This is a genomic window from Pseudomonas sp. HMSC057H01 (genome assembly GCF_001836405.1).
GTDB lineage: Bacteria > Pseudomonadota > Gammaproteobacteria > Pseudomonadales > Pseudomonadaceae > Pseudomonas > Pseudomonas aeruginosa.
Genome location: NZ_KV828391.1, coordinates 41,483 through 60,436, shown reverse-complemented (window position 1 = coordinate 60,436; position 18,954 = coordinate 41,483). Strand labels below are relative to the sequence as shown.

General features: G+C 66.5%; 19 protein-coding genes. 15 read left to right on the top strand and 4 right to left on the bottom strand.

All coding sequences use genetic code 11. The annotated features are described in order from the left end of the window. The first annotated feature begins 1 nt into the window (after window position 1). The 13 genes from HMPREF2581_RS04145 to fliJ all read left to right on the top strand — a co-directional run bounded on the left by HMPREF2581_RS04145 (window position 2) and on the right by fliJ (window position 13,232). Window positions 2–373 (top strand): flagellar protein FlaG, encoded by a 372-nt coding sequence (locus HMPREF2581_RS04145; protein ID WP_003082188.1) that lies wholly within the window; start codon window positions 2–4, stop codon window positions 371–373. A gap of 85 nt (window positions 374–458) precedes the next feature. Beyond that, a complete protein-coding gene (fliD, locus tag HMPREF2581_RS04140) occupies window positions 459–1,883 on the top strand; it encodes a flagellar filament capping protein FliD (RefSeq protein ID WP_003140595.1) in 1,425 nt (474 codons plus the stop codon). A gap of 121 nt (window positions 1,884–2,004) precedes the next feature. Next, window positions 2,005–2,385, top strand: coding sequence for a flagellar export chaperone FliS (fliS, locus tag HMPREF2581_RS04135; protein ID WP_003082192.1), 381 nt, complete (start codon window positions 2,005–2,007; stop codon window positions 2,383–2,385). A gap of 22 nt (window positions 2,386–2,407) precedes the next feature. After that, window positions 2,408–2,704 (top strand): pili length/flagellar attachment protein FleP, encoded by a 297-nt coding sequence (gene fleP, locus HMPREF2581_RS04130; RefSeq protein ID WP_003082194.1) that lies wholly within the window; start codon window positions 2,408–2,410, stop codon window positions 2,702–2,704. A gap of 281 nt (window positions 2,705–2,985) precedes the next feature. Continuing rightward, on the top strand, window positions 2,986–4,458 hold the full coding sequence (gene fleQ, locus HMPREF2581_RS04125) for a transcriptional regulator FleQ (RefSeq protein WP_003086448.1): 1,473 nt from the start codon (window positions 2,986–2,988) through the stop codon (window positions 4,456–4,458). Between the two features lie 112 nt (window positions 4,459–4,570). Beyond that, window positions 4,571–5,779 carry a sensor histidine kinase FleS gene (gene fleS / locus HMPREF2581_RS04120; protein WP_003109120.1) on the top strand — a complete coding sequence of 403 codons (1,209 nt, stop codon included), beginning with the start codon at window positions 4,571–4,573 and terminating at the stop codon, window positions 5,777–5,779. Window positions 5,780–5,783: 4 nt separating this feature from the next. Further along, window positions 5,784–7,205, top strand: a complete 1,422-nt coding sequence (fleR, locus tag HMPREF2581_RS04115) for a sigma-54-dependent response regulator transcription factor FleR (protein WP_003082202.1) — start codon at window positions 5,784–5,786, stop codon at window positions 7,203–7,205. A 246-nt stretch (window positions 7,206–7,451) separates the two neighbouring features. Continuing rightward, on the top strand, window positions 7,452–7,781 hold the full coding sequence (gene fliE / locus HMPREF2581_RS04110) for a flagellar hook-basal body complex protein FliE (RefSeq protein ID WP_003140591.1): 330 nt from the start codon (window positions 7,452–7,454) through the stop codon (window positions 7,779–7,781). A 22-nt stretch (window positions 7,782–7,803) separates the two neighbouring features. Then, window positions 7,804–9,600 (top strand): flagellar basal-body MS-ring/collar protein FliF, encoded by a 1,797-nt coding sequence (fliF, locus tag HMPREF2581_RS04105; protein ID WP_003109118.1) that lies wholly within the window; start codon window positions 7,804–7,806, stop codon window positions 9,598–9,600. A gap of 5 nt (window positions 9,601–9,605) precedes the next feature. Next, window positions 9,606–10,622 (top strand): flagellar motor switch protein FliG, encoded by a 1,017-nt coding sequence (gene fliG, locus HMPREF2581_RS04100; protein WP_003082212.1) that lies wholly within the window; start codon window positions 9,606–9,608, stop codon window positions 10,620–10,622. Between the two features lies 1 nt (window position 10,623). Beyond that, complete coding sequence (fliH, locus tag HMPREF2581_RS04095; RefSeq protein ID WP_003140589.1) at window positions 10,624–11,430, top strand: flagellar assembly protein FliH; 807 nt, start codon at window positions 10,624–10,626, stop codon at window positions 11,428–11,430. Beyond that, the gene (fliI, locus tag HMPREF2581_RS04090) at window positions 11,420–12,775 is read left to right on the top strand and encodes a flagellar protein export ATPase FliI (protein ID WP_003086458.1); all 1,356 of its coding nucleotides are present in this window, start codon (window positions 11,420–11,422) and stop codon (window positions 12,773–12,775) included. Before fliH ends, fliI begins: the two co-directional genes overlap by 11 nt. A 13-nt stretch (window positions 12,776–12,788) precedes the next feature. Continuing rightward, complete coding sequence (fliJ, locus tag HMPREF2581_RS04085; RefSeq protein WP_003082220.1) at window positions 12,789–13,232, top strand: flagellar export protein FliJ; 444 nt, start codon at window positions 12,789–12,791, stop codon at window positions 13,230–13,232. A 4-nt stretch (window positions 13,233–13,236) separates the two neighbouring features. Here fliJ and HMPREF2581_RS04080 read toward each other — a convergent pair whose 3' ends face one another. The 3 genes from HMPREF2581_RS04080 to HMPREF2581_RS04070 all read right to left on the bottom strand — a co-directional run bounded on the left by HMPREF2581_RS04080 (window position 13,237) and on the right by HMPREF2581_RS04070 (window position 16,619). After that, window positions 13,237–13,950 (bottom strand): TorF family putative porin, encoded by a 714-nt coding sequence (locus tag HMPREF2581_RS04080; RefSeq protein WP_003086461.1) that lies wholly within the window; start codon window positions 13,948–13,950, stop codon window positions 13,237–13,239. Window positions 13,951–14,148: 198 nt separating this feature from the next. Beyond that, window positions 14,149–15,345: a diguanylate cyclase RoeA gene (roeA, locus tag HMPREF2581_RS04075; RefSeq protein WP_003086463.1), complete on the bottom strand. Its 1,197-nt coding sequence runs from the start codon at window positions 15,343–15,345 to the stop codon at window positions 14,149–14,151. Between the two features lie 116 nt (window positions 15,346–15,461). Further along, window positions 15,462–16,619 carry a multidrug effflux MFS transporter gene (locus HMPREF2581_RS04070; RefSeq protein ID WP_003140585.1) on the bottom strand — a complete coding sequence of 386 codons (1,158 nt, stop codon included), beginning with the start codon at window positions 16,617–16,619 and terminating at the stop codon, window positions 15,462–15,464. A gap of 89 nt (window positions 16,620–16,708) precedes the next feature. Between HMPREF2581_RS04070 and HMPREF2581_RS04065 the strand changes: the two genes are divergently transcribed. Then, window positions 16,709–17,488: an AraC family transcriptional regulator gene (locus HMPREF2581_RS04065; RefSeq protein ID WP_003140583.1), complete on the top strand. Its 780-nt coding sequence runs from the start codon at window positions 16,709–16,711 to the stop codon at window positions 17,486–17,488. A gap of 4 nt (window positions 17,489–17,492) precedes the next feature. On the opposite strand, the gene HMPREF2581_RS04060 is transcribed toward HMPREF2581_RS04065, so the two are convergent. After that, window positions 17,493–18,203, bottom strand: a complete 711-nt coding sequence (locus tag HMPREF2581_RS04060; RefSeq protein ID WP_003140581.1) for an rRNA pseudouridine synthase — start codon at window positions 18,201–18,203, stop codon at window positions 17,493–17,495. Between the two features lie 112 nt (window positions 18,204–18,315). On the opposite strand from HMPREF2581_RS04060, the gene hcuA reads away from it, so the two are divergent. Further along, the gene (hcuA, locus tag HMPREF2581_RS04055; protein WP_003086467.1) at window positions 18,316–18,939 is read left to right on the top strand and encodes a hydrophobic compound transporter HcuA; all 624 of its coding nucleotides are present in this window, start codon (window positions 18,316–18,318) and stop codon (window positions 18,937–18,939) included. Window positions 18,940–18,954: the final 15 nt, after the last annotated feature.

Below are 18,954 nucleotides of genomic sequence, written 5' to 3'. Positions count from 1 at the left end.
AATGGACGTCGGAAATATCACTTCCCTTTCTACGTTCAAGACCGGCAGGGCCCCGGAGGCCAGCGGCGATATCTTTGCGCCGCGCAGCGCAGCGGATGGCAGCGGCAAACCGTTGCCGGAAGTGACGGCTTCCCGGGAGGCCAGCGAATCTCGCGATGACCTGGGGCTCGCCGTCAGCGACATCCAGTCTTTCGTGCAGAGCGTCAAGCGCAACTTGAACTTCAGCATCGACGACTCCTCTGGCCAGGTCGTGGTCAAGGTGATCGACGGTGACTCGGGCGAAGTCGTGCGGCAAATCCCTTCCGAAGAAGTACTAAAACTTGCCGCCCGGCTCGACGACGTACGCAGTGTCCTGTTCGAAACCCGCGCCTGACGCGCGGGTTGAACGACTTGGCATGGTGCTTGCCCTGTCGAAGGGATAGGGCAGTACATGCACGGTTTTTTGACGGAGATGGATTATGGCCGGTATCTCGATAGGAGTAGGCTCGACCGATTACACCGATCTGGTGAACAAGATGGTGAACCTGGAGGGCGCGGCTAAGACCAACCAGCTCGCCACCCTGGAGAAGACCACCACTACTCGTCTCACTGCCCTGGGCCAGTTCAAGAGTGCGATCAGCGCGTTCCAGACGGCGCTCACGGCGCTGAACAGCAATGCTGTGTTCATGGCGCGCACCGCCAAGTCTTCCAACGAAGACATTCTCAAGGCGAGCGCCACCCAGAGCGCGGTGGCTGGCACCTACCAGATCCAGGTCAACAGCCTTGCCACCAGCAGCAAGATTGCCCTGCAGGCCATCGCCGATCCGGCCAATGCCAAGTTCAACAGCGGTACGCTGAACATCTCCGTCGGCGACACCAAGCTGCCGGCGATCACCGTCGACTCCAGCAACAACACGCTGGCCGGCATGCGCGATGCCATCAATCAGGCCGGCAAGGAAGCGGGCGTCAGCGCCACCATCATTACCGACAACTCCGGCTCGCGTCTGGTGCTGAGCAGCACCAAGACCGGCGACGGCAAGGACATCAAGGTCGAGGTCAGCGATGACGGCAGCGGCGGCAATACGTCGCTCAGCCAACTGGCTTTCGATCCCGCGACGGCTCCCAAGCTCAGCGACGGCGCCGCTGCCGGCTACGTGACCAAGGCGGCAAACGGTGAAATCACCGTCGACGGCCTCAAGCGCAGCATCGCCTCCAACAGCGTGAGCGACGTCATTGACGGCGTCAGCTTCGACGTGAAAGCCGTCACCGAAGCCGGCAAGCCGATCACCCTGACTGTTTCCCGGGACGATGCCGGGGTGAAGGAGAACGTCAAGAAGTTCGTCGAGGCCTACAACACCCTCACCAAGTTCATCAACGAACAGACCGTGGTGACCAAGGTTGGCGAAGACAAGACTCCGGTCACCGGAGCTCTGCTCGGCGATGCCTCCGTCCGTGCGCTGGTCAACACCATGCGCAGCGAACTGATCGCCTCCAACGAAAACGGCAGCGTGCGCAACCTTGCCGCCCTCGGAATCACCACGACCAAGGACGGCACGCTGGAGATCGACGAGAAGAAGCTCGACAAGGCGATCAGCGCCGACTTCGAAGGCGTTGCCAGCTACTTCACCGGCGATACCGGCCTGGCCAAGCGCCTGGGCGATAAGATGAAGCCCTACACCGACGCCCAGGGTATTCTCGACCAGCGCACCACGACCTTGCAGAAGACCCTCAGCAACGTCGACACGCAGAAGGCTGATCTGGCCAAGCGGCTGGCGGCGCTGCAGGAGAAACTGACCACCCAGTTCAACCTGCTTTCCGCGATGCAGGATGAAATGACCAAGCGTCAGAAGAGCATCACGGACAACCTCGCCAGCCTGCCTTACGGCAGCGGCAAGAAGACCTGATCCGCTGGCTGGCGGTGCGGCCCAAGGCCGTATCGCCGGCAAAAAAACCTCCCGCCCACCGTAAAGCTCCCGCGCTCCTTGCCGATAACTTGGTCATAGCGAAGCCCACTGGGAGCGGTCCATGTACGCGATGAAAGCGATGAAGCAATACCAGCAGGTCAGCATCGAGGCTCAGGTTTCCGATGCCAACCCGCACCGTCTGATCCAACTGCTCATGCAGGGTGGTCTGGAGCGTCTGGCCCAGGCGCGTGGTGCGATGGAGCGGGAGCAGATCCCGGAAAAGGGGATCCTGATCGGCAAGGCCATCGGCATCATCGGCGGCCTTCGCGAAGCGCTGGACAGCGAGCGTGGTGGCGAGCTGGCCGGCAATCTGGATCGTCTCTACGAGTACATGATCGCTCGTCTGGTCGAGGCCAATACCAGCAACGATACCAGCCTGCTAGACGAGGTCAGCGCCCTGTTGTTGGAAGTGAAGTCCGGTTGGGACGGTATTTCGCACTGAAAGAGATTCAAAGGGATCGGTTATGAGCCAAGCCACGCAACAACTGGATGAAACCCGACTCGCCCTGGCCGATGCGTTGCAGGCCGGCAACTGGGATGCCATCGGTGAGCTGGATCAGGTCTGTCAGGTCAAGATCGACCAGGCCATGCATGATGACGAGCGCGACGAGCAGGCCCTGCGCGTGAGCCTGGAGCAGTTGCTCAGCTTGTACAACGATATGCTCAGCGCTTGCCGGCAGCAGCGCGAAGCAATCGGTGCGGAGCTGACCGGTCTGCAGCGTGCGAGTAAAGGCGCCAAGGTCTACCAGATGTTCGGATAAGTTTTTCATGGCTTTGTGCCGTTACTTTGGCGCAAGGCTTTTCGGAAAAATTTACATATCCCCAAAAACCCCTGCCAGTACTGCTTTCCATGCGGTCTGTAGGGGTTTTTTATTGCCTCTCCCTCTCGGAAACAGCAAAAAAAACACGCCATAAAATTGACTAATCGTTCACATTTGACTTAACTAGTGGCCAAATGCTGGCTGCTTATTAGAAATAGGCATTAGTCCCAGCCCTCTTTCGGGTCGAGCGAGACCCATTCGATGCAAGGCAGCTGATCAAAATGTGGCGCGAAACCAAACTCTTGCTGATTGACGACAATCTCGATCGCAGTCGCGACCTGGCAGTCATTCTCAACTTCCTCGGCGAAGATCAGCTGACCTGCAACAGCGAGGATTGGCGAGAGGTAGCGGCGGGCCTGAGCAACAGTCGCGAAGCCCTGTGCGTGCTGCTCGGCAGCGTCGAGTCGAAGGGCGGGGCGGTAGAGCTGCTGAAGCAACTGGCCAGTTGGGACGAGTACCTGCCGATCCTGCTGATCGGCGAGCCGGCCCCGGCCGACTGGCCGGAGGAGCTGCGCCGCCGGGTGCTCGCCAGCCTGGAGATGCCGCCCAGCTACAACAAGCTGCTCGATTCCCTGCATCGCGCCCAGGTCTACCGCGAGATGTACGACCAGGCCCGCGAGCGCGGCCGCTCCCGCGAGCCGAACCTGTTCCGCAGCCTGGTCGGCACCAGCCGGGCGATCCAGCAGGTGCGGCAGATGATGCAGCAGGTCGCCGATACCGATGCCAGCGTGCTGATCCTCGGCGAGTCCGGCACCGGCAAGGAAGTGGTGGCGCGCAACCTGCATTACCATTCCAAGCGCCGCGAGGGGCCCTTCGTCCCGGTGAACTGCGGGGCGATCCCGGCGGAACTGCTGGAAAGCGAACTGTTCGGCCACGAGAAGGGCGCCTTCACCGGTGCCATCACCAGTCGTGCCGGACGCTTCGAGCTGGCCAACGGCGGCACCCTGTTCCTCGACGAGATCGGCGACATGCCGCTGCCGATGCAGGTCAAGCTGCTGCGCGTGCTGCAGGAGCGCACCTTCGAAAGGGTCGGCAGCAACAAGACGCAGAACGTCGACGTGCGGATCATCGCCGCGACCCACAAGAACCTCGAGAAGATGATCGAGGACGGCACTTTCCGCGAAGACCTCTACTACCGCCTCAACGTATTCCCCATCGAGATGGCGCCGCTGCGCGAGCGGGTGGAAGACATCGCCCTGCTGCTCAACGAACTGATCTCGCGGATGGAGCACGAGAAGCGCGGGTCGATCCGCTTCAACTCGGCGGCGATCATGTCGCTCTGCCGCCACGACTGGCCGGGCAACGTCCGCGAACTGGCGAACCTGGTGGAGCGCCTGGCGATCATGCATCCCTACGGGGTGATCGGGGTCGGCGAACTGCCGAAGAAATTCCGCCATGTCGACGACGAGGACGAGCAACTCGCCAGCAGCCTGCGCGAAGAGCTGGAAGAGCGCGCGGCGATCAACGCTGGGCTGCCGGGAATGGACGCGCCGGCGATGCTGCCGGCCGAAGGCCTGGACCTCAAGGACTACCTGGCCAACCTCGAGCAGGGCCTGATCCAGCAGGCCCTCGACGATGCCGGCGGAGTGGTCGCGCGGGCCGCCGAACGCCTGCGCATCCGCCGCACCACGCTGGTGGAGAAGATGCGCAAGTACGGCATGAGCCGGCGCGACGACGACCTGTCGGATGATTGACAGGTCGTTTCGCAACGCTTTGATTTTCAAATGAAAAAAATTTAGGCACGGGTATTGCTATATCTCCGTCGACCGACAGAACCATGACGTCGCGCCGACCGAGAGAAACGCAATGCAACCAGCCCTCAACGCCTTCCCCGAGCAGCCAGCCGATACGGCCGAGGCCACCAGCCGCGCCGGCCTCGAGCAGGCCTTCGCGCTGTTCAACCAGATGTCCAGCCAGCTCAGCGAGTCCTACAGCCTGCTGGAGGAGCGCGTTACCGAGCTGAAAGGGCAACTGGCCCTGGTCAGCGCGCAGCGCATGGAGGAGCTGGCGGAAAAGGAGCGCCTGGCCAACCGCTTGCAGAGCCTGCTCGACCTGCTTCCCGGCGGCGTCATCGTCATCGATGCCCATGGCGTGGTCCGCGAGGCCAACCCGGCGGCCCTGGGCCTGCTTGGCGAGCCGTTGGTGGGCATGCTCTGGCGCGAGGTGATCGCCCGCTGCTTCGCTCCGCGCGAGGATGACGGCCACGAGATTTCCCTGCGCGACGGACGTCGCCTGTCCATCGCCACCCGCTCGCTGAACGGCGAACCGGGTCAACTGATCCTGCTCAACGACCTTACCGATACCCGCCGTCTCCAGGAGCAACTGGCGCGCCACGAGCGCCTGTCGGCGCTGGGGCGGATGGTCGCCTCGCTGGCCCACCAGATCCGCACGCCGTTGTCGGCGGCGTTGCTCTATGCCGGGCACCTCAGCGAGCAGGCGCTGCCGACCGACCAGCAGCAACGCTTCGCCGGGCGCCTGAAGGAGCGCCTGCACGAACTGGAGCATCAGGTACGCGACATGCTGGTGTTCGCCCGCGGCGAGCTGCCACTGACCGACCGGGTGGCGCCGAAGGCGCTGTTCGACAGCCTGCGCGCGGCGGCCGAAGTCCATGTCCAGGGGCTCCAGGTGCGTTGGCAGTGCGAGGCGCGCGGCGGCGAGCTGCTGTGCAATCGCGACACCCTGGTGGGCACCGTGCTCAACCTGGTGGAGAACGCGATCCAGGCCTGCGGGCCCGAACTGCGCCTGAAGGTGCATCTCTATGCCCGCGCCGACAGCCTGCGCCTCAGCGTCAGCGACAACGGACCGGGCATGGATCCGGCGACCCTGGCGCGCCTGGGCGAACCCTTCTTCACCACCAAGACCACCGGTACCGGGCTCGGCCTGGCGGTGGTCAAGGCCGTGGCGCGCGCCCACCAGGGGCAATTGCAGTTGCGCTCTCGGCCGGGGCGCGGCACCTGCGCCACCTTGATCCTGCCGCTGATTCCGGCGGCGCCTCTTTCTGCGATTCAGGAGTAACCCCATGGCAGCCAAAGTCCTGCTGGTCGAAGACGACCGCGCACTACGCGAAGCCCTCAGCGACACCCTGCTGCTGGGCGGTCACGAGTTCGTCGCCGTGGACTCGGCGGAGGCGGCGCTGCCGGTCCTGGCCCGCGAAGCCTTCAGCCTGGTGATCAGCGACGTGAACATGCCGGGCATGGACGGACACCAGTTGCTCGGCCTGATCCGTACGCGCTACCCGCACCTGCCGGTGTTGCTGATGACCGCCTACGGCGCGGTCGATCGCGCCGTCGAGGCGATGCGCCAGGGCGCCGCCGACTACCTGGTCAAGCCGTTCGAGGCGCGGGCGCTGCTCGACCTGGTGGCACGCCATGCGCTGGGCCAGTTGCCGGGCAGCGAGGAGGATGGTCCGGTGGCCCTGGAGCCGGCCAGCCGGCAGTTGCTGGAACTGGCCGCGCGGGTCGCGCGCAGCGATTCCACCGTGCTGATCTCCGGCGAGTCCGGGACCGGCAAGGAAGTCCTGGCCAACTATATCCACCAGCAATCGCCGCGTGCCGGCAAGCCGTTCATCGCGATCAACTGTGCGGCGATCCCGGACAACATGCTCGAGGCCACCCTGTTCGGCCACGAGAAAGGTTCCTTCACCGGCGCCATTGCCGCCCAGCCCGGCAAGTTCGAGCTGGCCGACGGCGGCACCATTCTTCTCGACGAGATATCGGAAATGCCCCTCGGCCTGCAGGCCAAGTTGCTGCGCGTATTGCAGGAGCGCGAGGTGGAGCGGGTCGGTGCGCGCAAGCCGATCAACCTGGATATCCGCGTGCTTGCCACGACCAACCGCGACCTCGCGGCGGAAGTCGCGGCGGGGCGTTTCCGCGAGGACCTCTACTATCGCCTGTCGGTCTTCCCGCTGGCCTGGCGGCCGCTGCGCGAACGCCCTGCGGACATCCTGCCGCTGGCCGAGCGTCTGCTGCGCAAGCACAGCCGCAAGATGAACCTCGGCGCGGTGGCGCTCGGCCCCGAGGCCGCCCAGTGCCTGGTCCGGCATGCCTGGCCGGGCAACGTACGGGAACTCGACAACGCCATCCAGCGTGCGTTGATCCTGCAACAGGGCGGCCTGATCCAGCCCGCCGACCTGTGCCTCACCGCGCCGATCGGCATGCCGCTCGCGGCCCCGGTGCCGGTGCCCATGCCGGCAATGCCACCGGCCACCCCGCCGAGCGTCGAGATTCCGTCGCCGGCCGCAGGCCAGGACGCTAGCGGCGCGCTGGGCGACGACCTGCGCCGCCGCGAATTCCAGGTGATCATCGATACCCTGCGCACCGAGCGCGGCCGCCGCAAGGAGGCTGCCGAGCGCCTTGGTATCAGCCCACGGACCCTGCGCTACAAGCTCGCCCAGATGCGCGACGCGGGGATGGACGTGGAGGCCTATCTCTACGCCATCTGAGTGCTCGCCATGTTCCCCAGGCCCGCCTCGTGCGGGCCTTTTGCGTCCGCCGCCGGTCGTCGCCCGGGGCTGTTCGAGCGTGCGCGCCTGCCGATAACCGGAGCAGGGACGGACCCTGCAGCGGTTGCGGGCATTGGCGGCGAACGCCGATGCCGGGCCTTGGGGTCGACTTGGCACCCTTGTTGCTAACTCCTCTGCAAAGTGCCGGGCGGCGTCAAAAAAGCCGCGGCTGTTGGAGGAAGAGTCATGAGTCAGGGTGTCGAGTTCAATCGTCTGATGCTGGAAATGCGTTCCATGCAAATGGAAGCCATGGCCAAGGCCAAACCGGTTCAGGCGCCGGCCGAAGCGGGGGCGCCGAGCTTTTCGGAAATGCTCTCCCAGGCCGTGGACAAGGTGAACGAGACCCAGCAGGCCTCCACCGCGATGGCCAACGCCTTCGAGGTCGGCCAGAGCGGCGTCGACCTGACCGACGTGATGATCGCCAGCCAGAAGGCCAGCGTGTCGTTCCAGGCCATGACCCAGGTGCGCAACAAACTGGTCCAGGCCTACCAAGACATCATGCAGATGCCGGTCTGAGCGGCGCGAGGATAACTAGTTCATGGCCGATGCACTGATCGACAGCCAGGTTCCCGCCAAGAGCGGCGGTGCCGGGATGCTGAAGAAATCCTTCCCGGGACTGTCGTTCCTCGACAACCTTTCCGAGATGACCATGCTGCGCCAGATCGGCCTGCTGGTCGGTCTCGCCGCCAGCGTGGCGATCGGCTTCGCCGTCGTGCTCTGGTCCCAGCAGCCGGACTACAAGCCGCTCTATGGCAGCCTCAACGGGGTCGACGCGAACCGTGTGGTGGAAGCGCTGACCGCGGCGGACATTCCCTACAAGGTCGAACCCAACTCCGGCGCGCTGCTGGTCAAGGCCGACGACCTCGGCCGGGCACGCATGAAGGTGGCCTCCGCCGGCGTGGCGCCGACCGACAACAACGTCGGTTTCGAGATCCTCGACAAGGAACAGGCGCTGGGCACCAGCCAGTTCATGGAAGCCACCAACTATCGCCGCGGCCTGGAAGGCGAGCTGGCGCGCACCGTGTCGAGCCTGAACAACGTCAAGGCCGCCCGCGTGCACCTGGCGATCCCGAAGAGTTCGGTGTTCGTCCGCGACGACCGCAAGCCCAGCGCCTCGGTGCTGGTCGAGCTGTATCCGGGGCGCAGCCTGGAGCCGAGCCAGGTGATGGCGATCGTCAACCTGGTCGCCACCAGTGTGCCGGAGCTGGACAAGTCGCAGGTCACCGTGGTCGACCAGAAGGGCAACCTGCTCTCCGACCAGCAGGAGCTCTCCGAGCTGACCATGGCCGGCAAGCAGTTCGACTTCACCCGGCGCATGGAAGGCCTGCTCACCCAGCGCGTGCACAATATCCTGCAACCTGTGCTGGGCAACGGTCGCTACAAGGCCGAGGTGTCCGCCGACGTCGACTTCAGCGCGGTCGAGTCGACCTCGGAGATGTACAACCCGGACCAGCCGGCCCTGCGCAGCGAGCAACGCAACAACGAGGAACGGCAGAATTCGTCCGGCCCGCAGGGCGTGCCGGGGGCGCTGTCGAACCAGCCGCCGGGCCCGGCCAGCGCGCCGCAGCAGGCCACCGCCAGCGCGCCGGCCGACTACGTCGCGCCGGGCCAGCCGCTGAAGGACGCCAACGGCCAGACCATCATCGATCCGAAGACCGGCAAGCCGGAGCTGGCGCCGTACCCGACCGACAAGCGCGACCAGACTACCCGCAACTATGAACTGGACCGCTCGATCAGCTACACCAAGCAGCAGCAGGGGCGCTTGCGCCGACTGTCGGTGGCGGTGGTGCTGGACGACCAGATGAAGGTCGACGCGAAGACCGGCGAGGTCAGCCACCAGCCCTGGAGCGCCGACGAACTGGCGCGCTTCACCCGCCTGGTACAGGATTCGGTGGGCTACGACGCCAGCCGCGGCGACAGCGTCAGCGTGATCAACGCGCCGTTCGCCCCGGCCCAGGCCGAAGAGATCGACAGCATTCCGTTCTACTCGCAGCCGTGGTTCTGGGACATCGTCAAGCAGGTGCTCGGCGTGCTGTTCATCCTGGTCCTGGTGTTCGGCGTGCTGCGTCCGGTGCTGAGCAACATCACCGGCGGCGGCAAGGGCAAGTCGCTGGCCGGCGGCGGCGGTCGCGACGGCGACCTGGCGCTGGGCGAGAGTGGCCTGGAAGGCTCGCTGGCCGACGATCGGGTGAGCATCGGCGGGCCGTCGAGCATCCTCCTGCCGAGCCCCACGGAGGGGTATGATGCGCAATTGAACGCGATCAAGAACCTGGTCGCACAGGACCCGGGCCGCGTCGCCCAGGTCGTGAAAGAGTGGATCAACGCCGATGAGTAAGCGCCATGAGTGAGAATCGTCTCGCCGCCAAACTGACCAAGGTCGACAAGGCCGCCATCCTGCTCCTGTCGCTCGGCGAGACCGACGCGGCGCAGGTGCTGCGGCACATGGGACCGAAAGAGGTGCAGCGGGTCGGCGTGGCCATGGCGTCGATGCGCAACGTGCATCGCGAACAGGTCGAGCAGGTGATGGGCGAGTTCGTCGAAGTGGTCGGCGACCAGACCAGCCTCGGCGTCGGTGCCGACGGCTACATCCGCAAGATGCTCACCCAGGCCCTCGGCGAGGACAAGGCCAACAACCTGATCGACCGCATCCTCCTCGGCGGCAGCACCAGCGGCCTGGACAGCCTGAAGTGGATGGAGCCGCGTGCCGTGGCCGACGTGATCCGTTACGAACACCCGCAGATCCAGGCCATCGTGGTCGCCTACCTCGATCCCGACCAGGCCGCCGAGGTGCTCAGCCATTTCGACCACAAGGTGCGCCTGGATATCGTCCTGCGCGTCTCCTCGCTGAACACCGTGCAGCCCTCGGCGCTGAAGGAACTCAACCTGATCCTGGAGAAGCAGTTCGCCGGCAATTCCAACGCCACCCGCACTACCATGGGCGGGGTCAAGCGCGCGGCGGACATCATGAACTACCTCGACAGCTCCATCGAAGGCCAGCTGATGGATTCGATCCGCGAGGTCGACGAAGACCTGTCCGGACAGATCGAGGACCTGATGTTCGTCTTCGACAACCTCGCCGACGTCGACGACCGCGGCATCCAGGCGCTGCTCCGGGAAGTCTCCTCGGACGTACTGGTGCTGGCGCTCAAGGGCTCCGACGAGGCGATCCGCGAGAAGGTCTTCAAGAACATGTCCAAGCGTGCCGCCGAGCTGCTGCGCGACGACCTGGAGGCCAAGGGGCCGGTACGGGTCAGCGAAGTGGAAGGTGCGCAGAAGGAAATCCTCACCATTGCCCGGCGCATGGCCGAGTCCGGCGATATCGTGCTGGGCGGCAAGGGTGGCGAGGAGATGATCTGAGGTGGTCCCCCACGACAAGGACAAAGACAATCCCAGCGAACTGATCCGCGGCAAGGACGTGGCGGCCTTCGGCCTCTGGTCGTTGCCGAGCTTCGACGAGCCGCGCGACGAGCCGGCCGTTGCCGCGCCGCAGGTGCCCGCGGTCGCCGAACCCGCGCCGGCGCCGGCGGCGGTGGAAGAGGTCGAGCTGGAGACCGTCAAGCCGCCGACGCTGGAGGAGATCGAGGCGATCCGCCAGGACGCCTACAATGAAGGTTTCGCCACCGGCGAGCGCGACGGTTTCCACGCCGGCCAGTTGAAGGCGCGGCAGGAAGCCGAGGAGGCGCTGAAGGAGCGCCTGCAAAGTCTCGAGCGTCTGATGACGCAGCTCCTGGAACCCATCGCCGAGCAGGACGCCCTGATCGAGCAGGGCATGGTCAACCTGGTCAACCACGTTGCCCGCCAGGTGATCCAGCGCGAACTGCACATGGACTCCAGCCATGTCCGCCAGGTCCTGCGCGAGGCTCTGAAGCTGCTGCCGATGGGCGCGGCGAACATCCGTATCCATGTTAACCCGCAGGACTTCGAGCGGGTCAAGGCGCTGCGCGAGCGCCACGAAGAGAGCTGGCGGATTCTCGAGGACGATTCGTTGCTGCCCGGCGGCTGCCGCATCGAGACCGAGCACAGTCGCATCGACGCGACCATCGAGACGCGCCTGGCGCAGGCAGTGAAGCAACTGTTCGAGCAACAGCGCGAACAGGCGACCCATCCGCTGGCCAGCGACATCCGGATCGACCTCGACGCCCCCGGAGACGTCGATGCGCCTTGAGCGAACCAGTTTCGCCAGGCGCCTGGAGGGCTACACCGAGGCTGTCTCGCTGCCGGCGCAGCCGGTGGTCGAGGGCCGCCTGCTGCGCATGGTCGGCCTGACCCTCGAAGCCGAGGGCTTGCAGGCCGCGGTCGGCAGCCGCTGCAACGTGATCAACGAAAGCGGCTACCACCCGGTGCAGGTGGAGGCCGAAGTGATGGGCTTTTCCGGTAGCAAGGTGTACCTGATGCCGGTCGGCAGCCTCGCCGGCATCGCGCCCGGCGCGCGGGTCGTGCCGCTGCCGGACACCGGGCGCCTGCCGATGGGCATGTCGATGCTCGGCCGCGTGCTCGACGGCGCCGGCCGCGCCCTCGACGGCAAGGGCGGGATGCGCGCCGAAGACTGGGTGCCGATGGACGGCCCGACGATCAACCCGCTCAAGCGCCACCCGATCAGCGAACCTCTCGACGTCGGCATCCGCTCGATCAATGGCCTGCTCACGGTCGGCCGCGGCCAGCGCCTCGGCCTGTTCGCCGGTACCGGGGTGGGCAAGTCGGTGCTGCTGGGGATGATGACCCGTTTCACCAGGGCCGACATCATCGTCGTCGGTCTGATCGGCGAGCGGGGCCGCGAGGTGAAGGAGTTCATCGACGAGATCCTCGGCGAGGAAGGCCTCAAGCGCTCCGTGGTGGTCGCCTCGCCGGCCGACGACGCGCCGCTGATGCGCCTGCGTGCCGCGCAATACTGCACGCGGATCGCCGAGTACTTCCGCGACAAGGGCAAGAACGTATTGCTGCTGATGGACTCGCTGACCCGCTACGCCCAGGCCCAGCGCGAGATCGCCCTGGCCATCGGCGAGCCACCGGCGACCAAGGGGTATCCGCCATCGGTGTTCGCCAAGCTGCCGAAGCTGGTGGAACGCGCCGGCAATGCCGAAGCCGGTGGCGGCTCGATCACCGCGTTCTACACCGTGCTCTCCGAGGGCGACGACCAGCAGGACCCGATCGCCGACGCCGCTCGCGGCGTGCTCGACGGGCACTTCGTATTGTCCCGGCGGTTGGCCGAGGAAGGCCACTATCCGGCCATCGATATCGAAGCTTCGATCAGCCGGGTGATGCCGCAGGTGGTCGAGGCCGAGCACCTGCGCGACGCCCAGCGCTTCAAGCAGCTCTGGTCGCGCTACCAGCAGAGTCGCGATCTGATCAGCGTCGGTGCCTACGTGGCCGGCGGCGATCCCGAGACCGACCTGGCCATCGCTCGCTTCCCGGTCATGCGCCAGTTCCTGCGCCAGGGCCTCGACGAAAGCGAAAGCCTGGCGGAAAGCCGTGCGCGGCTGGCGAGCCTGCTCGCCGGCGGGCAGGCCTGAGGCGCGCTGAGGCATGGAGAAGCGCGCGGCGCGGCTGGCGCCGGTGGTGGACATGGCCAGCAAGGCCGAGCGGGATGCCGCGACCCAGCTGGGCAGGTGCCAGCAGCAATTGCTCGCGGCACAGCAGAAGCTGGCGGAGCTGGAACGCTACCGCAACGACTACCAGCAGCAATGGATCAGCCAGGGCCAGAAGGGCGTCAGCGGCCAGTGGCTGATGAACTACCAGCGCTTCCTCTCGCAACTGGAGACCGCCGTCGCCCAGCAGGCCAACAGCGTGACCTGGCACCGCGAGGCGGTGGACAAGGCGCGGCTCAACTGGCAGGAGAGATACGCCCGCCTGGAAGGGCTGCGCAAGCTGGTCGAGCGCTACCTGGAAGAGGCGCGCCAGGCCGAGGACAAGCGCGAGCAGAAACAGCTCGACGAACTCGCCCAGCGTACCCGCCGCCAGGACGACTGACGACTCAGAAGAACGGACGCGACGCCTTCAGCATGAATGTGGTGTCGCAGTAGCTGTTGTGTCCCGAGTAGGCGCTGCAATCGCTGCCGGTCAGGCTGGTGCCGCTGTAGGACAGGTTCAGGTCGATGCCCAGCCAGGGCCGCGAGAGGTTCACCGACCAGTCGTTGAAGACGCTCACGTAGCCCCCGCCGCTGAGGCTCGCCGGGTTGTCCAGGCGATGGTTGCCGTACTTCAGGGTGACGTCGAAACCGAACGGCGGGTTGACCCCGAGGTCGGCGAACAGGGTGGTGTCGTTGCGCCCCGGGTCGCTGCTCAGGGCCGCGCCGAGCCGGCTGCCGAAGATCGACAGGCCGCCGTAGAGTTCGGCTGCGTCGTTGGCCGGCTGCTCCGGGCGGCTGTAGCGGATCAGGCCCATTTCGTAGCCCAGGCGGTTGTTCAGCGGGCGCTTGAAGCCGGCGTAGGAGTCGATCTCGGTGGGCTTGCCGGGGTCGAGGTTGGAGGTCCAGTTGCCGATGTACCAGCCACTTTCGTGGCTTAGGTCGAGGCCGCCGTGGAAACTGCCGGAGCTGCCCGGGGTGACCAGGCCCTGGGCCATGCTGCGGGTCGGACTGGTGGCCAGCTTGAGTTCGAAATCGCCCAGGTCGCGGGCCATCACCTGGGCCAGGGCCGAGGAGCTGGCGAGCAGGGCACAGGTGAGCACGAGCAGGTGCTTGAGCATGGTTCTCCCCTGGTAATGCGGACAACGGCGCTGCGCCGGTCTTCCCGCACGACGCCAACGGCAAGGCCGCGGCATGGGGCCGGGCGAGGTCGGGCAGGTCGGAAGGGCAGGAAGAGCGGCGAGCTAGAGCGCCACGGACCATCTTAACCAAGGTTCGGGCGGCTGACCGACCGCTCGTCAGGGCCGGCCGATCAATTGTTACCGCAGGCTTTCCGCGAGGCTGGCCAGGCGAATCACTTCGACCCGGTTGCGACCGCTGCTCTTGGCCCGGTAGAGAGCCTGGTCGGCGGCGCTGTAGAGCTGCTCGTAGCTGGCCTGGCCGCCTCCGTCGAGGCTGGCCACGCCGAAGCTGGCGGTCAGGCAGAGCACGCCGTCCTGCGTCGCCAGCGGGGTACCTTCGAGGCGTTCGCGGAGTTTTTCCGCAAGGCTGCGAGCCTGCTGCTCGGCGGTGTCGGGCAGGAGCAGGAGGAATTCTTCCCCGCCCAGGCGCGCCACGCTGTCGCTGCTACGGGTATTGCCGCGCAGCAGGTTGGCGGCATGGCGAATGACCTCGTCGCCGAAGGGGTGCCCATAGCGGTCGTTGATGTACTTGAAGTGATCCAGGTCGACCATCAGCAGGCTCAGCGGCTGCGGTTGGCGAGCGATGCGCGCGAGTTCCATGAGCACCAGCTGGTCGAATTCGCGACGATTGAACAGGCCGGTCAGCGGGTCGTGACCGGCCAGGTACTCCAACTGGCGATTTTTCTCCTCCAGCTCCTGCCGCTGCAACTCCAGCTTGCGTTGCTGGCGCAGGTTGCGCACGTGCCCGTGCCAGAGGATCAGCGACAGCAGCAGGCCGAGGCCGAACGCGGTGAGGCCGTTGGCCTGGTTCGACAGGCGCAGTTGCGGGTCGGCCTGGGCGTAGCCCATCGCCAGTTGGAAGACCAGCATGGCCAGGCCGTAGAAAGGCACCGCGTAGGCCGGGCGGATCAGGATGAACATGGCGCAGGCGAAACAGGCCAGCAGCAGCGGCGTGATGTTGCTGGTGATGCGCTGGTCGATGCAGGCGATGGCGACGCCGAAGCCTATGATCCCTGCGCCGCCCAGCAGGATCAGCAGGCGCATGCGCCACAGCTTGGGTGGCTGGCGGCGCAGCCATAGCGCGAGCAGGCCGATGCCGCCGAAGAGCAGGGCCATGGCGCCATGGGCGTACATGATTTCCTGGCGCCAGAGCTGATGGCCGAGGTCCGGGCGGAAGTCCTTCAGGGAAAACACCAGAATGTGGATCAGGTTGAAGGGGACGGTCAGCAGCGCGAGGTGGGTCAGACGCGAGAGATTCTCCAGGGCGATGGGAAGGGCCAGGGACGAATTCACCTCGATGGCGTGCTGGATCGATTCGAGCGTCGTTCTGGCCACGTTCTGCGGGTCCGCGTGGGCGCTGTGCCATCACAGCATAGCAGCGTCGCGACGGCCGCCCTATCCGGCTTTCCGGGCCGGTCGTCCGGTTTGCACGGGCGTACCTGGCGCCGCTTTCATTCCGGCAGCCGCCTGGCCAGCAGCAGTGCGACCAGGCCCAGCAGGCTCCAGTACGCCGCCAGCGGCCAGGGACGGTCGAACGGTAGCAGGGTGGACGCGCCCAGTCCGAGGCCGATCAGCAGGTAGTAGGCGAGCCCGAACAGGGCTCCGGCGCGTCCCCGGCAATCGTCGTAGGCGTACAGCGCCGGACCCAGCAGGTTGGGAATCGCCACGCCGAAGCCTACGAAGATCGGCAGGGCCGGCAGGGCCCAGGACAGGCCTTCGGCGTATCCGCCGGCGGCCAACAGCGTCTGCGCTGTCGCGCCGGCGGCTGCCAGCGCCAGGCCCAGGCGTACCCGGCGAGCGCTGTTCCAGGTGTGCGGCAGGCGTCGGTTGAGCAAGGCGCCGAGGCTCCCGGCAAGGGCGATGGCCAGGCCGATCCAGCCGAAGCCCAGGCCGGGCAGGTCGCCGACCATGAACGGCCCGGCGGCGTAGAAGGAGAACACCAGTACATTGAGCACCGCCACCAGCAGTGCGCGCGTCTGTAGCGGTCGGTCGGCCAGGACCCGTCGGAAGATCGCCAGGGTCGCGGGCTCGGGCGTGCCCGCCAGCAGCGGACGGGTTTCCGGCCAGGCCGGGACGACCAGCGCCGCCAGCGAGGCGAGCAGCACCGCCAGGGTGGCGAACACCGCCGGGTGCCCGCCGAGGTCGGCCAGCCACTGGCCGCCGAGGGGGCCGACTGCCGGCGACCAGGCCAGCACCGCGCCGAGCGTGACGAAATAGCTCATCAACGCCGGGCCTTGCAGCACATCGCGCAGGCTGGCCTGCACCGTCACCGAGCAGGTCGCCAGGCCGAGGCCCTGGACCAGGCGACAGGCAAGCAGGTAGGAATAGTCGGTACTGGCCCAGGCACCGAAGGTCGCCAGGGCCGCCAGGCCGAGCCCGCCGAGCAGAGCCGGGCGCCGGCCGAGGCGGTCGGCCAGCCAGCCCCAGAGCCAGATGCCGGGGGCGAAACCGACGAAGAACAGCGCCATGGTCCACTGGCTGGTAGCGTCGTCCAGTCGCCAGTGGCTGGCCAGGGCCGGCAGCGCGGGGGAAAGGATGGTTTCGGCGACTTGCGGCAGGGCTAGCAGGGCGAGCACCAGCAGCAGGGGAGGGCGAGGACGGTCAGGCATGATGGCTCCGGAAAAAAGAGCCAAGCCTAGGCCGCCTGCGCCTGGCAGAATGCTGCGGTCAGGACGGAAAACATCGCGAAGAGGACAAGGTGCCGCGCTATCCCTACGAACGGGTCGAGGATCCCGATCTCGCCCGCTGCCCGGTGGTCGGCCTCGAGGTCGACAGCACCGGCCACCGCAGCGACTGGCATTGCCACCGGCGCGCGCAGTTGCTGTACATGGCGGCCGGTAGCGTCACGCTGTATTTCGCCGAGCGCATTTGCCAATTGACGTCGCTCCAGGCCGCCTGGCTGCCGGCCGGCGTGCCGCATCGCACGGTCCTTCACGGGCGCTTCGCCTACCGTAGCCTGTACTTCGAACCCTCGGCGTTCGCCGAGCTGCCGGACAGCGTCCAGGTCCTCGAGGTCGGGCCGCTAATGCGCGAACTGATTCTGCGCATGACCGGCTGGGCAGCCGACTTGCAATTGGAAGGGCCGCACCTGACGCTGTTGCGCGCACTGTTCGATGAACTGGCGAGCGCGCCGGCACACGCCGCGAGCCTGCCGATGCCGCGCGATGCGCGGGCGCTGAAGGTGGCCGAGGCGCTGCTGGCGCAACCCGCGCTGGACTGGAGCATCGAGGCGTGGGGACGTGAGGTCGGCGCCAGCGGGCGGACCCTGGCGCGTCTGTTCACCGAGCAGACCGGCCTGGGTTTCTCCCGCTGGCGAACCCAGGCGCGCTTGTTCGAAGCGCGGAGGCGCCTGGCCGAAGGCCGCTCGGTGACCGAGGTCGCCCACGCCCTGGGCTACGCCAGCGACAGCGCGTTCATCGCCATGTACCGGCGGGTCTGCGGGCAGTCGCCGGGGCGCGCCCTGCGTGGCCTCGAATGAGCGCTCAGAAGCGTTCGTGGAGGCCGAGGTAGCGCCATTCGCCGAGCGGTAGCCTGGCCAGCGGCAGCGCGCCGATGCGCAGGCGGCGGATGCTCCGCACTTCCAGCCCCTCGCTTTCGCACATGAAGCGCAACTGGCCGGGCAGCACGTCTTTGAGGGCGAAGCGCAGGTGGCTTTCGTTCTGCCAACTGACCTTGCACGGCGATAGCCTGCGGCCCTGGTAGGCGAGGCCGTGGCGCAGGCGCTCGAGGCCGCCGGCGGCCAGGTCGCCGGCGACCTCGACCAGGTATTCCTGCTCCAGCCGTGCACCGTCGTCCACCAGCTTGCGCAGTACGCCGTGCTGCTGGCTGAACACCACCAGCCCGGAAGCCTCGCTGTCCAGCGCCAGGGTGGGACGCTGGCGGGCGAAGTGTTTTTTCAGCGCTCGCAAGGGACTGGGGTCATCGCTCCAGCGCCGCCCCGCAGCGAGCAGGCCTTCGAAATCGTCGTGGCGCCAGCCGGCCGGCTTGTGCAACAGCAGGGTGGCCGGTTCGATCGTTTCCGCGCGGGCGCCCGGCAGCAGCTCCACGCGCTGGTCGAGCACCTTGAACTGTGGCTCCTCGATCACTTCGCCGTCGACGCTGACCCAGCCGCCCTCGATGTACAGCTCGGCTTCGCGGCGCGAGCAGGCGGTGAGTTCGGCGAGGCGTTTGGACAGGCGGATCGGGTCGGTCATGGCGAGGCTACTGGAATGAAAGACCGCCAGTTTACTCGTTGTGGCGATGGGCGCCGAGGAATGATTCGGCGCCCGCTCGGTCCCAACTTAAGGAACCGGAGAGGAGACCCTCATGCAGTCACGCCTGATCGATGGCCTGGAATGGGACCTGGACGAGGATGGCAGCGGCGGCCTGTGCAACGCCAATGGCGACAAGGTCCATCTGCGCCAGGGCGACATGGACGGCGCCTGCGGGCCCTACTGTCTGGTCATGGCGATGCTGGTCCGCGGCCAACTGCGCCGGCGCCAGGCCAAGGGCCTGGAGCGGGTCGACAGTCGCAGTCGCTACGGGCGCCTGATGAAGGCGCTGGACCAGCACGGCCCGCTGCTGCGCGTCGGCACCACCGGCGTCGACCTGCTGGAGCTGCTGGCCGAGATCAACGATACCGAGCATTTCGCCCTCAAGGGCGAGGGGCGCAGGTTGGTCCGGCACACCCGCGAATACCTGGAGGCCGGCTTTCCGGTAGTGCTCGGTTTCCACGGCCGCAAGGGCAGCGATATCCGCCATTGGGGCCTGGCCATCGGCATGAGCGAGCGCGCCTTCCTGCTCCTCGACCCGGCCCACGACCTGCCGCGCGGGCAGGCCTGGAACGCGGTGATCACCAGCGAGGCGCACGGTTCCCGGTTCGGCTATCGCTATATCAATGCCAAGGGCACCTGGGCGGTGACCCTCAAGGAAATGGTCGCCTTGCTTTGAGGGGCGGGTTTGTTA